This is a genomic window from Paraburkholderia sp. GW821-FHT02A12 (assembly GCF_059422005.1).
In genome coordinates this window covers 4030343-4045388 of record NZ_JBWKWA010000001.1, presented here as the reverse complement: position 1 = coordinate 4045388, position 15046 = coordinate 4030343, and the positions used below count along the sequence as shown (strand labels likewise).

General features: G+C 63.0%; 14 protein-coding genes. 10 read left to right on the top strand and 4 right to left on the bottom strand.

Features of this window, described 5'->3' with window-relative positions; all coding sequences use genetic code 11:
* Positions 1–108 precede the first annotated feature (108 nt).
* The 4 genes from rplU to proB all read left to right on the top strand — a co-directional run bounded on the left by rplU (position 109) and on the right by proB (position 3267).
* The gene (rplU, locus tag AC07WT_RS18580) at positions 109–420 is read left to right on the top strand and encodes a 50S ribosomal protein L21 (RefSeq protein ID WP_007180329.1); all 312 of its coding nucleotides are present in this window, start codon (positions 109–111) and stop codon (positions 418–420) included.
* Between the two features lie 25 nt (positions 421–445).
* Positions 446–709 carry a 50S ribosomal protein L27 gene (gene rpmA / locus AC07WT_RS18575; protein ID WP_020071242.1) on the top strand — a complete coding sequence of 88 codons (264 nt, stop codon included), beginning with the start codon at positions 446–448 and terminating at the stop codon, positions 707–709.
* Positions 710–954: 245 nt separating this feature from the next.
* The gene (gene cgtA / locus AC07WT_RS18570) at positions 955–2076 is read left to right on the top strand and encodes an Obg family GTPase CgtA (RefSeq protein WP_492594453.1); all 1122 of its coding nucleotides are present in this window, start codon (positions 955–957) and stop codon (positions 2074–2076) included.
* 72 nt (positions 2077–2148) lie between these two features.
* Complete coding sequence (proB, locus tag AC07WT_RS18565) at positions 2149–3267, top strand: glutamate 5-kinase (RefSeq protein ID WP_492594452.1); 1119 nt, start codon at positions 2149–2151, stop codon at positions 3265–3267.
* Positions 3268–3385: 118 nt separating this feature from the next.
* On the opposite strand, the gene AC07WT_RS18560 is transcribed toward proB, so the two are convergent.
* Together AC07WT_RS18560 and AC07WT_RS18555 are read right to left on the bottom strand one after the other, a co-directional pair.
* On the bottom strand, positions 3386–3943 hold the full coding sequence (locus tag AC07WT_RS18560) for a CNP1-like family protein (protein WP_494948050.1): 558 nt from the start codon (positions 3941–3943) through the stop codon (positions 3386–3388).
* Positions 3944–4017: 74 nt separating this feature from the next.
* On the bottom strand, positions 4018–4752 hold the full coding sequence (locus AC07WT_RS18555; RefSeq protein WP_492594450.1) for an RNA pyrophosphohydrolase: 735 nt from the start codon (positions 4750–4752) through the stop codon (positions 4018–4020).
* A 272-nt stretch (positions 4753–5024) separates the two neighbouring features.
* On the opposite strand from AC07WT_RS18555, the gene AC07WT_RS18550 reads away from it, so the two are divergent.
* Together AC07WT_RS18550 and AC07WT_RS18545 are read left to right on the top strand one after the other, a co-directional pair.
* Positions 5025–6761: a proline--tRNA ligase gene (locus AC07WT_RS18550; protein ID WP_492594449.1), complete on the top strand. Its 1737-nt coding sequence runs from the start codon at positions 5025–5027 to the stop codon at positions 6759–6761.
* Positions 6762–6773: 12 nt separating this feature from the next.
* Entirely contained in the window at positions 6774–7373 is a 600-nt protein-coding gene (locus AC07WT_RS18545) for a MarC family protein (RefSeq protein WP_494948049.1), read from the top strand.
* 96 nt (positions 7374–7469) lie between these two features.
* Here AC07WT_RS18545 and AC07WT_RS18540 read toward each other — a convergent pair whose 3' ends face one another.
* Together AC07WT_RS18540 and ffh are read right to left on the bottom strand one after the other, a co-directional pair.
* Positions 7470–8021: a hypoxanthine-guanine phosphoribosyltransferase gene (locus AC07WT_RS18540; RefSeq protein WP_492594447.1), complete on the bottom strand. Its 552-nt coding sequence runs from the start codon at positions 8019–8021 to the stop codon at positions 7470–7472.
* A 140-nt stretch (positions 8022–8161) separates the two neighbouring features.
* A complete protein-coding gene (gene ffh, locus AC07WT_RS18535) occupies positions 8162–9529 on the bottom strand; it encodes a signal recognition particle protein (RefSeq protein ID WP_494948048.1) in 1368 nt (455 codons plus the stop codon).
* A gap of 81 nt (positions 9530–9610) precedes the next feature.
* Between ffh and AC07WT_RS18530 the strand changes: the two genes are divergently transcribed.
* The 4 genes from AC07WT_RS18530 to AC07WT_RS18515 all read left to right on the top strand — a co-directional run bounded on the left by AC07WT_RS18530 (position 9611) and on the right by AC07WT_RS18515 (position 14964).
* Positions 9611–10546 carry a cytochrome C assembly family protein gene (locus AC07WT_RS18530; protein WP_494948047.1) on the top strand — a complete coding sequence of 312 codons (936 nt, stop codon included), beginning with the start codon at positions 9611–9613 and terminating at the stop codon, positions 10544–10546.
* A gap of 7 nt (positions 10547–10553) precedes the next feature.
* Positions 10554–10871: a PP0621 family protein gene (locus AC07WT_RS18525; RefSeq protein ID WP_494948046.1), complete on the top strand. Its 318-nt coding sequence runs from the start codon at positions 10554–10556 to the stop codon at positions 10869–10871.
* Entirely contained in the window at positions 10868–11464 is a 597-nt protein-coding gene (ampD, locus tag AC07WT_RS18520; RefSeq protein WP_494948045.1) for a 1,6-anhydro-N-acetylmuramyl-L-alanine amidase AmpD, read from the top strand. Before AC07WT_RS18525 ends, ampD begins: the two co-directional genes overlap by 4 nt.
* A gap of 494 nt (positions 11465–11958) precedes the next feature.
* Positions 11959–14964, top strand: coding sequence for a ribonucleoside-diphosphate reductase subunit alpha (locus AC07WT_RS18515; RefSeq protein ID WP_494948044.1), 3006 nt, complete (start codon positions 11959–11961; stop codon positions 14962–14964).
* Positions 14965–15046: the final 82 nt, after the last annotated feature.

Below are 15046 nucleotides of genomic sequence, written 5' to 3'. Positions count from 1 at the left end.
CGGGTTCGGCGCCTTTCAACGAGTTTTGACCGCGCAGCTAACTCTATGTATAATCACGGGTTTCCGCGCGCGGTGCGTGGGAAAAATGAACACAGAGTGAGGTTCTCAATGTACGCGGTCATAAAAACCGGTGGCAAGCAGTATAAAGTTGCCGTCGGCGAAAAACTTAAAGTAGAACAGATACCGGCAGACATTGACGCTGAAATCACGCTCGACCAGGTTCTCGCAGTGGGCGAAGGCGAATCGATTAAGTTCGGTACGCCGCTGGTCAGTGGGGCTTCCGTCAAGGCTACCGTCGTGTCGCAAGGTCGTCACGCCAAAGTGACCATCTTCAAGATGCGTCGCCGGAAGCACTACCAGAAGCATGGCGGCCACCGCCAGAACTATACCGAACTGCGCATCGACGCGATCAACGCGTAAGCGCACCGGTTAAGGAGCAAATCAAATGGCACACAAAAAGGCAGGCGGATCGTCCCGGAACGGCCGCGACTCTGAATCGAAGCGTCTCGGCGTGAAGGTTTACGGCGGTCAGGCCATCAACGCTGGCGGCATCATCGTGCGTCAACGTGGCACGCGTATGCACGCTGGCGAAAACGTCGGTATCGGCAAGGATCACACCTTGTTCGCGCTGACGGACGGCCACGTCCAGTTCTCGACGAAAGGCGCAGCGAAGAAGCACATGGTCAACGTCGTCCCGGCAGCAGTCTGAGTTTAATCAGGCACGGGCTTCAGGACCGGAAAAGGGCCCCGCGAAGTTAGCGGGGCTTTTTTTATTGCAGCGCTTTTTGCCGGATGAATTTGCCGGACGAGTCCGCAAGATTGAGCCGGCCATGCCGGTGCGGCTAGCCGAACGGCTGATTGATCAGCGCGCGGCGGGCACGGCAAAATAGCAGTATCCGACAGTATCAAACCTGGCAGCACTATCTAGCAGCACACCACGGGACGGAGTTACGCATGAAGTTCATTGACGAAGCGAGGATTGAAGTCATCGCCGGCGACGGAGGGGATGGCAGCGCGTCGATGCGCCGCGAGAAGTTCGTTCCGTTCGGCGGCCCGGATGGCGGCGACGGCGGCCGGGGCGGCAGCGTGATCGCGGTGGCAGACCGCAACATCAACACGCTGATCGATTACCGCTACGCGAAAAAACATATGGCGCGCAACGGCGAAAACGGCCGCGGCGCGGACTGCTACGGCAAGGGCGGCGACGACATCACGTTGCGCATGCCGGTCGGCACTACCATCACGGACATGGAAACCGGCGAGCTGATCGCCGACCTGACCGAGCACAATCAGAGCGTGCAGATCGCGCAAGGCGGCGCAGGCGGCCTCGGCAATCTGCATTTCAAATCCAGTACAAACCGCGCGCCGCGCCAGAAGACTGACGGCAAGCCCGGCGAGCGCCGCATGGTGCGCCTCGAACTGAAGGTGCTGGCCGACGTCGGTCTGCTCGGCATGCCGAACGCCGGCAAGTCGACCTTCATTTCGTCGGTGTCGAACGCGAAGCCGAAAATCGCCGATTACCCGTTCACCACGCTCGCGCCGAATCTCGGCGTGGTGCGCGTGGGACCGAGCCGCAGCTTCGTGATCGCCGATATTCCTGGGCTGATCGAAGGCGCGGCGGAAGGCGCAGGCCTCGGTCATCAGTTCCTGCGCCATTTGCAGCGCACCGGTCTGCTGCTGCACATCGTCGACCTCGCACCGTTCGACGAAGCGGTCGATCCGGTCGCGGAAGCCAAGGCAATCGTCAACGAGCTGCGCAAGTATGACGAGCTGCTGTATGAGAAGCCGCGCTGGCTGGTGCTGAACAAGCTCGACATGGTGCCTGAAGACGAGCGCGAAGCGCGCGTCGCGGCATTCCTCGAAGGCTTCGGCTGGGACGGTCCAGTGTTCGAGATTTCGGCGTTGACTGGCCAGGGTTGCGAGAATCTTTGCTATGCGGTGTTTGACCACATCGCCGCGCATTCGGACGCGCAGCGCGCGGCCGAAGCCGAAGACCTCGCTGCCGACGTGCGTTTCCGCGACAAGCCGGAAGCGCCGGCCGCTGCGGCATCGGACAGCGTCGACCCGCAGGAATAACAAGCCTGAGCGCCGGCTGCTTAAATGAGGCTGCCGGCAGACATCACGCGTCATCTTGGGAGACCGCGCACAATGCGTTCCGTCATCGCAGATTCACGGCGATTGGTAGTGAAAGTCGGCTCGAGCCTCGTCACCAACGACGGGCGTGGCCTCGATCATGCTGCGATCGGCCGCTGGGCCGCGCAGATTGCGGCGCTGCGCGCGCAGGGCAAGGAAGTCGTGCTGGTCAGCTCGGGCGCCATCGCTGAAGGGATGCAGCGGCTCGGCTGGACCAGGCGGCCACGCGAAATCGATGAATTGCAGGCGGCCGCGGCCGTCGGCCAAATGGGCTTGGCGCAGGTCTACGAGAGCCGCTTTGCCGCGCATTCGATCCAGACCGCACAGATTCTACTGACGCATGCCGATCTGGCCGACCGCGAACGCTATCTGAACGCGCGCTCCACGTTGCTGACTCTGCTGCGCCTGGGCGTCGTGCCGATCATCAACGAGAACGACACGGTCGTGACCGACGAAATCAAGTTTGGCGACAACGACACGCTGGGTGCGCTCGTCGCGAACCTGATCGAAGGGGATGCGCTCGTCATCCTCACCGATCAGCAAGGTCTTTTTACCGCCGACCCGCGCAAGGATCCGAGCGCAACGCTTGTCCAGCAAGCCGATGCCGGCGCGCCGGAACTCGAAGCGATGGCGGGCGGCGCGGGCTCGAGCCTCGGCCGCGGCGGCATGTTGACCAAGATTCTTGCGGCCAAGCGCGCGGCGCACAGCGGCGCCGACACGGTGATCGCGAGCGGTCGCGAAGCGGATGTGTTGTCGCGACTCGCCTCGGGCGAAGCGATCGGCACGCAGCTGATTGCGCGCACCGCGCGGATGGCGGCGCGCAAGCAATGGATGGCGGATCACCTGCAGGTGCGCGGCCACGTCGTGATCGACGACGGCGCGGTCGAGAAGCTGACAGAGGGCGGCAAGAGCTTGCTGCCGATCGGCATCGTCGGCGTGCAGGGCGCGTTTGCGCGCGGCGAAGTAATTGCGTGTCTGAGCGTCGCCGGGCGGGAAGTCGCGCGTGGTCTGACGAACTACAGCAGCGCGGAAACCAAGCTGATCCAGCGGCGTCCGAGCGGCGATATCGAATCGGTACTCGGCTACATGCTGGAACCGGAGTTGATTCACCGCGACAACCTCGTGCTGGTCTGATCCGCCGCCACAGCAGGGCCTGCGCGGCATACAAAAAAGCCGTTCCAGCGTGAGCTGGAACGGCTTTTTTACTTCCGCGATGCGTCGCTCAGATGTGAAGAACGCCCAATAAAACGCCTCAGCGGATCATTGAGGTCGCCGTGCGCTTGTAGCGGATATTCTCGACAATCTGCTTCGCGCTGCCCGTGGGTATCTTGTTCGCGCACATATAATCTTGGTATAGCGCCGCCTGATAGGCGTTCAGTGCGCCGTTCTCGATGCGGGTGAAGTCGTTCGCGACCGTTCTGTCCCAGCCGTCGTGATCCGCGTTCAGGCCCGCATATAGACGCCATTCGTAGGTGTCGCAGCGAATCCCCTCGTAATTCACATTGCGCGCGCCGCTGGGGCTCGTCACGACCACGGTATAGCGCACCACGCCGTCGGTGCCGACGCTAAGCGAGTTTTTGTCGATCGAGAACTGCAGCGGCGTGTTGCCGGAAACCTCGAAGGGCAGCAGATTCGAGTCTTGCGGCAGCGGCGGCAAGGTGTCCACCTTGTTTTCAACCCAGGTACCCTTCCGGTCCAGCAGATAGGTGAACGCGCTGTCGTCTTTATTGGTTGGTTTGCCGGCGCTCGAACAGCCAGCCAGCAGGGCGCCGGTGGCGACGCACGCCACGACGAGAGCAAGTGCTTTCAATATGATTTCCTCGAAACACTGGCGCGGCTATCGAGCCGCGCCAGCAGAGGCGGCATGGACAGCCGCACAGATTATCAACTGCGCACGCCTCTTCGAAAGAGCGAGCCGGCGGTTTCGCGCTCTGGTTCGTCTTCTTGTCCCGACGCGGCGCCCACTTCGGTTTCCGACCCGGAACCCGGCCCGCAATCGGACACAATCGACGTCGTGTGAATCGATGTTTCGATGCTAACGGAGGTCACCGTCATCATCGTCGAATCTGGCGGACCTTCCATCGACGACGCTATCCGGGGATAACGCGGCCCATGGTGCCCGCCAGGTTTTTCCGCACGCGGCGCAGCCCGGCGCATGAAACGGGATAGCTCCGTCAGCGCCAACTGATACACATCCCGCTTGAACTCGATCACACAGTCGAGCGGCACCCAGTACTCGTTCCAGCGCCACGCATCGAACTCAGGGTGGTCGGTGGCGCGCAAGCAGATGTCGCAATCGCGTCCAACCATCCGGAGCAAAAACCAGATTTGTTTCTGGCCGCGGTAATGACCGCGTACTTCGCGCTTGATGAACTTGTCAGGCACCTCATAACGCAACCAGTCGCGCGTGCGACCAATCACCTTGACGTGCTCAGGAAGCAGGCCGGTTTCTTCGTGTAACTCCCGATACATCGCTTGCACGGGGGTCTCACCGTACTTGATGCCCCCTTGCGGAAACTGCCAGGAATGTTCACGGAGCCGTTTGCCCCAAAACACCTCGTTGTGCGCGTTCAAGAGGATGATGCCGACGTTCGGGCGAAAGCCTTCACGATCCAGCATACAACCACCTTCGAATCCTTTAAAATTGCTTTGATTATAAACAGATAACGGTCCCGACGCACCGATTCGCACCAGAATGGAACGATTCGCCGCAAAAGGACCGCGTTTGCGGTAGCCTGTCAGTCTTCCCGCGCCTTACCCTTTGCTGCAAAGGCTTTGCGCGGCAGCGTCGGCGCCGTGGTCTGGCGGGCCTGCGCCGGGTCTGCGTTGATTCCCCACCGTTTTCACCTTTCGGGCGGTCCCTCCGGAGCCGCCGCTTTTGGAAAATCTGAATGAAAGCTTCCCGTTTCTTTATCGGCACCCTGAAAGAAGCTCCCGCCGACGCCGAGATCGTCAGTCACAAGCTCATGGTGCGTGCCGGCATGATCCGCCGCGTCGCCGGCGGCATCTATAACTACCTGCCGATCGGCCTGCGCTCGATCCGCAAGGTGGAAGCCATCGTGCGCGAAGAAATGAACCGGGCAGGCGCGATCGAGTTGTTGATGCCGGCGGTGCAGCCGGCCGAGCTGTGGCAGGAGTCGGGCCGCTGGGAAAAGTACGGCCCCGAGCTGCTGCGCTTCAAGGACCGCAAGCAATCCGATTTCGTGATCGGACCGACCCACGAAGAAGTGGTGACGGACATTGCGCGCAACCAGATCAAGAGCTACCGCCAGTTGCCGGTGAACTTCTATCAGATCCAGACGAAGTTCCGCGACGAAATCCGTCCGCGTTTCGGCGTGATGCGCGGCCGCGAGTTCATCATGAAAGACGCGTATTCGTTCGACAAGGACGCAGAAGGTCTGCGCGAGTCCTATCGCAAGATGTACAACGCCTACGTGCGCATCTTCACGCGCCTCGGCCTGGACTTTCGCGCGGTGGCGGCGGACAACGGTTCGATCGGCGGCAGCGGTTCGCATGAATTCCACGTGATCGCCGAGACCGGCGAAGACGCGATCGCCTACTGCCCGACATCCGACTTCGCGGCGAACGTCGAAGCCGCTGAAGCGCTGCCGCTCTACAAGGAGCGCGCAGCGCCCGCCGAGGAAATGAAGAAGACCGCAACGCCCGGCAAGGCCAAGTGCGAAGCCGTGGCTGAACTGCTGAACATTCCGCTCGAGCGCACCATCAAGTCGATCGTTCTCGCCACGGAAAACGAAGGCGCCGAGCCGACTATCTGGCTGCTGATGCTGCGCGGCGATCACGATCTGAACGAGATCAAGGCGAGCAAGCTGCCGGGTCTGGCCGAATTCCGCATGGCCACTGAAGCCGAGATCGTCGAGACCTTCGGCACGCCGCCGGGTTACCTCGGCCCGATCAACACGAAGAAGCCGGTCAAGGTGGTCGCGGATCGCACGGTCGCGAACATGAGCGACTTCGTGGTCGGCGCGAACGAGGTCGATTACCACACAACCGGCGTGAACTGGGGCCGCGATCTGCCGGAACCGCTCGTCGCCGATATCCGCAACGTGCAGAAAGGCGATCCGTCGCCGGACGGCAAGGGCGTAATCGACATCTGCCGTGGCATCGAAGTCGGCCACGTGTTCCAGCTCGGCACGAAGTATTCGGAAGCATTGAACGCCACGTGCCTCGACGAAACCGGCAAGCCGCAGCCGATGGAAATGGGCTGCTACGGCGTCGGCGTCACGCGTATTCTCGGCGCGGCGATCGAACAGAATTTCGACGACAAGGGCATCATCTGGCCGGAATCGATCGCCCCGTTCGAAGTCGTGTTGTGCCCGATGGGATATGACCGCAGCGAAGCCGTGCGCGAGCAGGCCGACAAGCTATACGCGGCCTTGGTCGAAGCGGGCGTCGACGTGATCCTCGATGATCGCGGCGAGCGCCCGGGCGTGATGTTCGCCGACTGGGAGCTGATTGGCGTGCCGCATCGTCTGGTGATCGGCGATCGTGGCCTGAAGGAAGGCAAGCTCGAATACCAGGGGCGCCGCGACGCTGAAGCGACGCTGCTGCCGGTCGAAGACGCCGCCCAAACGGTGATCGGGAAGATCCGCGCTGCGTTGGCGCACTAAGCGGAGCGGACGGTGGAGTACACCTTCCTGTCCGCCACCGTCCTGCTGCTACTGATCACCGACCCGCTCGGCAATATTCCGCTCTTCATCAGTTGTCTGCGCGGCGTGGTGCCCAAGCGGCGCACGGCCGTCATTCTCCGTGAGGTGGCGATCGCCTTCGCGATCCTGCTGGTCTTCATGGTGGTCGGCGACCGGTTCCTGCGCATGATGAGCCTGACGGATCAGTCGTTGCGCATCGGCGGCGGGATCGTGCTGTTTCTGATCGCGCTCCGGATGGTGTTTCCGCATCCGGACGGTCCGTTCGGTGGCGACGCGCGCGGCGGCGAGCCGCTGATCGTCCCGCTCGCCATTCCGGCTCTGGCGGGTCCGTCGGCGCTGGCGACGGTGATGCTGCTGACGTCGCAGGCGCCTGGCAAGATGTTCGAGTGGATCGGTGCATTGACCGTCACGATGATTGTCTGCGCGATCGTGCTGATGCTGGCCGAGCGGATTCAGAGCTGGCTGGGCGAGCGCGCGATGATGGCGTTCGAGCGGCTGATGGGGCTCGTGCTGGTGGCCATCTCAGTCGAGATGATGCTGGGCGGGATTCGAACCTTCGTGCATCAACTATGAAGCGGGTGTCACACGGCAAACGAAAAAAAAGCGGCCTGCAAAGGCCGCTTTTTCGTTTGCCGCGACTTCAGCCGCAGGCATGTACAAACTGGAAACTCACGCCCCTTCGGCCAACGCGCGGATGGTCGGCAGGTTGCGCCAATAGCCCTTGGCATCCATTCCGCAGCCGAACACATAGCGGTCCGGCACTTCGAAGCCGCAGTAATCCGGGCGCAGCGGCTTGGCCTTCGGAATGATCTTCTCGCACAGCACCGCGCTCAGGAAGCGCTTCGCGCCCATAGCGAGGATGCGGTCGCGAATCGCGGCCATCGTCTCGCCTTCGTCGAGAATGTCGTCCAGCACCAGCACCACGCGATCCTTCACCGACTCGGCCGGCGCCACGCGCCACTGCATCTCGTTGCCGCCCTTGGTGGTGTTGCGGTAGCGGGTCAGGTGGATGTAGTCGAACTCGAGCGGGAAATCGAGGTGCGGCAGCAGCATGCCGGTGAACACCGCCGCGCCGCCCATTACCGACAGCACGAGCGGGAAGTCCTCGCTCATTTCGTCGCGGATGGCGGCCGCCATGCCGCGGATCGACGCGTTGACGTCGTCGGCCGAAACGATTTCTTCGGAGTGGCTAAAAATGTGGAGAGCTTCTTCGCGGTTCATGACGTCTGACGGGCGGTAACTGTATACATAGTGTGGGTGAGAACGGCGGTGTGCGGTACAGAATAAACCCGCACAAACTCGGAGTCAGCCGCGCGAGCCGTTCATGCACGGCATCGCGGGCGCCGCCGTCTTGGTAAAGCTTAGCGCATGCCGGGCAACATGCCCTTCATGCCGCGCATCATCTTCTGCAGATTGCCGCCCTTGAGCTTCTTCATCATCGTGCGCATCTGGTCGTATTGATTCAGCATGCGGTTGACTTCCTGCACCTGCACGCCCGCACCCGCGGCGATACGGCGCTTGCGGGTGGCCTTGATGAGTTCGGGTTTGGCGCGCTCCTGCGGCGTCATCGAATTGATGATGCCTTCCATGCGGCGCATCTGTTTCTCGGCCTGGCCCATGTCGGCGCCCGCGGCGGCCTGCTGGAACTGCGCGGGCAGCTTGTCCATCAGCGTGGACAGGCCGCCCATGTTTTTCATCTGCGAGAGTTGCGCGCGGAAGTCGTTGAGGTCGAAGTCGCCGCCTTTCTTGACCTTATCCGCGAGCTTCTGCGCGGCTTGCACGTCCACACCGCGCTGCGCTTCTTCGACAAGGGCGAGAATGTCGCCCATGCCGAGAATCCGGTTCGCCATACGGTCCGGATAGAAGACTTCGAGGCCGTCGAGCTTTTCGGCGACGCCGACGAACTTGATCGGCTTGCCTGTCACATGACGCACGGAGAGCGCTGCGCCGCCGCGCGAATCGCCGTCGAGCTTGGTGAGCACAACGCCGGTGAGCGGCAGCGCGTCGCTGAAGGCCTTGGCGGTGTTCACCGCATCCTGACCCAGCATCGCGTCGACCACGAACAGCGTTTCCGCCGGTTTCAGCGTGCTGTGCAGCGCCGCGATCTCCTGCATCATCGCTTCGTCGATACCGAGACGGCCGGCCGTGTCGACCAGCAGCACGTCATGGTAGTGGCGCTTGGCCCAGTCGACCGCGGCGCGCGCGATATCGACCGGCTTCTGATCCGGTTCCGACGGGAAGAAGTCCGCGCCGACCTGCTCGGTCACCGTCTTCAACTGCGCGATAGCGGCAGGGCGGTAGACGTCGCACGAAACGGTCAGCACTTTCTTCTTGTACTTCTCGCGCAGCAACTTGGCGAGTTTGCCGACCGTGGTGGTTTTGCCGGCCCCTTGCAGACCCGCCATCAGGATGACGGCCGGCGGCGTGACGGCGAGATTGAGTTCGGCGGCCTTGCCTTCGTAGTCGCCGCCGATCACCGCGGTCAGCTCGCGCTGCACCACGCCGACCAGCGCCTGACCCGGCGACAGACTGCTGATGACTTCCTCGCCGAGCGCCTTTTCCTTCACCTTGGCGATGAACTCGCGCACGACGGGCAGCGCCACGTCCGCCTCGAGCAGCGCCAAGCGCACTTCGCGCAGCATTTCCTGGGTGTTCGCCTCGGTGAGCCGGGCTTCGCCGCGCAGCGTCTTGACGACGCGCGCCATCCGTTGAGTCAGATTGTCGAGCATGGGGAGCGATGAACAGTGCGGCCCGGGCAGCGCGCGAAGTGGAAGACGTCGCGGAGTAGGGGCCTAGTGTAAACTTCGAATATGGATATTGTACTGTATGCCCTCACCGCACTCCTGTACGGCGGTCTCGCCGTCGCCGGCTGGCGCTCGCACCGGCACGCCACCGTGCGCCCCATGCTCGGGAGCGTGCCGCCGGTGCCGGCCGGCGCGGGCATGCCGGCTACGGCGGCCTCATCGGCCGCCTCAGGCATGAGCACGTCGGGCCGCGCGCTGCTGTTCGTCGCGCTGCTCGCGCACGGCGTGCTGCTGCATACCACCATCTTTCCCCAGAACGCGATGGTGTTCGGCTTCGCGTTCGCGCTGTCGGCGATGTTCTGGCTCGGCGCCGGCATCTACTGGATCGAGAGCTTTTTCTTTCCGCTCGACGGGCTGCGCCTGCTGGTGCTGCCGCTCGCCTGCGTGGCGTCTTTATTGCCGCTCGCGTTCAACGGCGTGCGCGTGCTGCCGTACTCGGCCGCGCCGATGTTCAAGCTGCACTTCCTGATCGCCAACATCGCGTACGGTTTGTTCGCGATCGCGGCGCTGCACGCGATTCTGATGCTGATGGTCGAGCGCCGGCTGCACGCAATGCGCGGCGGCCTTGCGCAGCGGCATGCGGCCGCAGCGGGGAACGGCTGGCTGTCCAGTTGGCTCGATACCTTGCCGCCGCTGCTGACGCTGGAGAAGCTGCTGTTCCGTCTGATCGGCGCGGGCTTCGTGCTGCTTACGCTCACCTTGGTCTCGGGCATCCTGTTCAGCGAGCAACTGGTCGACCGTGCATTGCGGCTCGATCACAAGACCGTCTTCGCGATTCTTTCCTGGGTGATGTTCGGCGCGCTGCTGACCGCGCGCAAGGTGTCCGGCTGGCGCGGCCGTGCAGCGTTGCGCTGGGTGCTGGCGTCGTTCGTCGCACTGTTGCTGGCGTATGTCGGCAGCCGTTTCGTTTTCGAGGTGCTGTTGCACCGTGCCGTAGTGTGAGCGTCCTATGCGACAAATTTTTTTGCTGATCCTGTTGTTCATCGTCGGCCAGTGGCTGGTGAAGGCGCTGCGTCGTCATGAAGCGCAATCGGCGCAGCGCACCGGCGCTGGCGCGAATGGCGCCGCGGGTGCAAAAGGCCCGAATGGTGGCGCGCCTGCGTCCGCTGGAGCGCAGCCGCAGCTCGCCGAGCCGATGATCCGTTGCGTCGAGTGCGGCGTGCATGCGCCGAAGAGCGATTCGGTAGTGGTGGACGGGCAGCCGTTCTGCAGCGCCGCGCACGCGCAGCGTCACAGCGCGCGGCCGACGGGCCGCGACGCTCGATGAGCGTCGAGTTCACCGTCGATGCCGACGGTTGGGTCGCCGCCGCACGCAAATTGCCATCGCCGAATTTCGAGGCGCGGCCCGCCGGCGCCGTGCCGACGCTAATCGTCGTCCACAACATCAGCCTGCCGCCCAACGAGTTCGGCGGCACGGCGATCGCCGAACTGTTCCAGAATCGTCTCGACTGCGATGCCCACCCGTACTACGACACGCACCTGCGAGGCGTGCGGGTGTCGGCGCATTTCGTGATTCACCGCGACGGCGTGCTCGAACAATATGTGTCGTGCGACGAGCGCGCCTGGCACGCCGGGCCGTCGAATTTTTTCGGCCGCGAGCGCTGCAATGATTTCTCCATCGGCATCGAGCTGGAAGGCAGCGACACGACGGCCTTCGAAGCAGCGCAATACCACACGCTCGGCGCGCTCGTGAGGGCGCTCAAGGCCCGCTATCCGGTCGAAGCGCTCGTCGGTCACTCGGACATCGCCCCCGGTCGCAAGACCGATCCAGGGCCGCATTTCGAGTGGCAGCGTCTGCAGCGCGACACCGCGCTCGCGGATCGGTATTTCCCCTATCTCAAGTTTTCCAAAACGCGGTAACGACCCTTCGCGTGAGTTCGCGTGATGCGAGGAGAGCGAGGCGCAGCCTTGCTCTCAGGAGAGTCGGCTTCGCGTCGTGCGATCCAAAAGTCAACCCCGAAGGCGCAAATAAATCGATTTGATCTGTCTTGAAACTCCACTATACTTGGTGCCAGAAATCCAGTTTTGCACTATATCTTGTGTTGCCGTGCGGCGCCCCGCTCCCAGAGCATGGCGCCGCAAGCATTCCAGGCAGCGAAAAACAATTCCTGCGGCACGGCCGGTAGCGGGAACCGGCAGCGTCCAGAAGCATTCAGGAAAAGGGCACAGCAAGTGATCGCGACACACACGATGAAGACCGTTTTCAAATCAAATTCAGCTTCATCGCCGTCGCATCCCGCCACCTGGCTCAGCCGGCCTTTTTCCTGCACCCCATCGCTTGCGCACGCGGCGGCGCAGCGTTCGTTTTAATCCGCGGCTTTCACCGCAACATTTCCAGGACCAGGAGCTTGCACATGCAAACCACCGACAACGTGACGACCCGGTACGAGGGCTCACCGACTGGCCAGGCCTTCGGCCAGGCACAAGGCGCACAAGCGCTCGCGCCGCAAGCGACGTATGCCGACTACAAGGTGATCCGCCGCAACGGCAGCGTGGTGTCGTTCGAACCGTCGAAAATCGCCATCGCCGTGACGAAGGCATTTCTGGCCGTCAACGGTGGTCAAGGCGCGGCGTCGGCACGGGTGCGTGAGCTGGTCGAGCAACTCACGCTGAACGTGGTGCGCGCATTGCTGCGCAGCCGCCCGAACGGCGGCACGTTCCATATCGAAGACATCCAGGATCAGGTCGAACTCGCGCTGATGCGCGGCGGCGAGCACAACGTCGCGCGTGCGTACGTGCTGTACCGCGAGAAGCGCAGTCAGGCGCGCGGTCATGACGAGCAGGCAGCCAGCGGCGCGCCGGGCCTGAACGTGACGGATAACGGCGTCACCCGTCCGCTGGATATGGCAGCGCTGCGCGGCATCATCGAATCCGCTTGCGCGAACCTGGGCGACGCCGTGAGCGCCGAGCCGATCGTCGCGGAAACGGTGAAGAACCTGTACGACGGCGTGCCGATGACCCAGGTCTACGACTCGGCGATCCTGGCCGCCCGCACGATGATCGAAAAAGACCCGGCCTACAGCCAGGTCACCGCACGCATCCTGCTGCACACGATCCGCCGCGAGATCCTCGAAGAGGAAGTCACGCAAGCGGAAATGGGCGAGCGCTATGCCGAGTACTTCCCGCAGTTCATCAAGCGCGGCGTGCAAGCCGAACTGCTCGACGACAAGCTGCTGCAGTTCGACCTGAAGCGCCTCAGCGCCGCGCTCGACAACAACCGCGATCTGCAATTCGGCTACCTTGGCCTGCAAACGCTGTATGACCGTTACTTCCTGCATCACGACGGCGTGCGTATCGAAATGCCCCAGGCATTCTTTATGCGTGTTGCGATGGGTCTGTCGCTGAACGAGATCGACCGCGAAGCGCGCGCGATCGAGTTTTACAACGTGCTGTCGAGCTTCGACTTCATGTCGTCCACGCCCACTTTGTTCAACTCGGGCACCCGCCGCTCGCAACTGTCGTCGTGCTACCTGACGACGGTCGACGACGACCTCGACGGCATCTACGAAGCGCTGAAGGAAAACGCGCTGCTGTCGAAGTTCGCCGGCGGTCTGGGCAACGACTGGACGCGCGTGCGTGCTCTCGGCTCGCACATCAAGGGCACCAACGGCAAGTCGCAAGGCGTGGTGCCGTTCCTGAAGGTCGTCAACGACACGGCGGTGGCCGTGAACCAGGGCGGCAAGCGCAAAGGCGCGGTGTGCGCATACCTGGAAACGTGGCACCTGGACATCGAGGAATTCCTCGAGCTGCGTAAGAACACCGGCGACGACCGTCGCCGCACCCACGACATGAACACGGCGAACTGGATTCCCGACCTGTTCATGAAGCGCGTGCACGAAGGCGGCGACTGGACGCTGTTCTCGCCGTCCACCTGCCCGGACCTGCACGACAAGTTCGGCGCCGAGTTCGAAGCGGCTTACACGGCTTACGAAGACAAGGTCGCGCGCGGCGAGATCAAGCTGTTCAAGAAGATTCCGGCGGCGCAGCTGTGGCGCAAGATGCTGGGCATGCTCTTCGAAACCGGCCACCCGTGGATCACGTTCAAGGATCCGTGCAATGTGCGCTCGCCGCAACAGCACGTCGGCGTCGTCCACTCGTCGAACCTGTGCACGGAAATCACGCTGAACACCAGCGACGCCGAAATCGCCGTCTGCAACCTGGGCTCGGTGAATCTTGTTGCACATTTGAAAGAACAGGCCGACGGCACCCTGGTGCTCGACCACGACAAGCTGAAGCGCACTGTCAGCGTGGCGATGCGCATGCTCGACAACGTCATCGACATCAACTACTACGCGGTCGCCAAGGCACGTAACTCGAACCTGAAGCATCGTCCGGTCGGCATGGGCATCATGGGCTTCCAGGACTGCCTGCACCTGCTGCGCACGCCGTACGCGTCGGAAGAGGCGGTCAAGTTCGCCGACACGTCGATGGAAGCGGTCTGCTACTACGCGTACTACGCGTCGACCGAACTGGCGCAGGAGCGCGGTCGCTACTCCAGCTACCGCGGCTCGCTGTGGGATCGCGGCATCCTCCCGCAAGACTCGGTGAAGCTGCTGGCCGAAGCGCGCGGCGGCTATGTGGAAGTCGACTCGAGCGAGTCGATGGACTGGACCGAACTGCGTTCGCGCATCGCCACCTACGGCATGCGCAACTCGAACTGCGTCGCGATCGCGCCGACGGCGACGATCTCGAACATCATCGGCGTGTCGGCTTGCATCGAACCGACTTTCCAGAACCTGTACGTGAAGTCGAATCTGTCAGGCGAATTCACGGTGGTCAACGACTACCTGGTGCGCGACCTGAAGGCGCGCGGCCTGTGGGACGAAGTGATGGTCGCCGACCTGAAGTACTTCGACGGCACGCTCTCGCGCATCGACCGCATCCCGGCCGACCTGCGCGCGATCTACGCTACGGCGTTCGAAGTCGACCCGAAGTGGCTGGTCGAAGCGGCATCGCGCCGTCAGAAGTGGATCGACCAGGCGCAGTCGCTGAACATCTACATGGGCGGCGCGTCGGGTAAGAAGCTCGACGAGATCTACAAGCTCGCATGGGTGCGCGGCCTGAAGACGACTTACTACCTCCGCACGATGGCGGCGACCCACGTCGAGAAGTCGACGGTGGCGCACGGCGCGCTGAACGCGGTGTCGTCGGGTGGCGGCGAAGGCTCGGGCGGTGCGGGTGATGTCGGCGGTGGCGCGGCTGGTGGTTTCGGCGTGAGCGGCGGTGCTGCGGGTGGCGCAGCAGGCGGCGTCCAGGCAGCGGCGGCAGTCGCGGTTGAAGCAGCGCCGGAAGCGGATGGTCCGGTGTGCATGATGCGTCCGGGCGACCCTGGCTTTGAAGAGTGCGAGGCTTGCCAGTAAGCAGGAAGCAAGCAGCAGAATCGCTGCTTGCTGACGGGTCGTAGGTAATGACCCGCATGCGGCGAGCAGCGAGCTTCGCGTG

Bases quoted from the DNA above. Each gene is read 5' to 3' on its own strand.
- AC07WT_RS18525 (WP_494948046.1), top strand. From the start codon at position 10,554: ATGCGACAAATTTTTTTGCTGATCCTGTTGTTCATCGTCGGCCAGTGG.
- rplU (WP_007180329.1), top strand. From the start codon at position 109: ATGTACGCGGTCATAAAAACCGGTGGCAAGCAGTATAAAGTTGCCGTC.
- rpmA (WP_020071242.1), top strand. From the start codon at position 446: ATGGCACACAAAAAGGCAGGCGGATCGTCCCGGAACGGCCGCGACTCT.
- proB (WP_492594452.1), top strand. From the start codon at position 2,149: ATGCGTTCCGTCATCGCAGATTCACGGCGATTGGTAGTGAAAGTCGGC.
- AC07WT_RS18515 (WP_494948044.1), top strand. From the start codon at position 11,959: ATGCAAACCACCGACAACGTGACGACCCGGTACGAGGGCTCACCGACT.
- cgtA (WP_492594453.1), top strand. From the start codon at position 955: ATGAAGTTCATTGACGAAGCGAGGATTGAAGTCATCGCCGGCGACGGA.
- AC07WT_RS18530 (WP_494948047.1), top strand. From the start codon at position 9,611: ATGGATATTGTACTGTATGCCCTCACCGCACTCCTGTACGGCGGTCTC.
- AC07WT_RS18555 (WP_492594450.1), bottom strand. From the start codon at position 4,752: ATGCTGGATCGTGAAGGCTTTCGCCCGAACGTCGGCATCATCCTCTTG.
- ampD (WP_494948045.1), top strand. From the start codon at position 10,868: ATGAGCGTCGAGTTCACCGTCGATGCCGACGGTTGGGTCGCCGCCGCA.
- AC07WT_RS18540 (WP_492594447.1), bottom strand. From the start codon at position 8,021: ATGAACCGCGAAGAAGCTCTCCACATTTTTAGCCACTCCGAAGAAATC.
- AC07WT_RS18550 (WP_492594449.1), top strand. From the start codon at position 5,025: ATGAAAGCTTCCCGTTTCTTTATCGGCACCCTGAAAGAAGCTCCCGCC.
- ffh (WP_494948048.1), bottom strand. From the start codon at position 9,529: ATGCTCGACAATCTGACTCAACGGATGGCGCGCGTCGTCAAGACGCTG.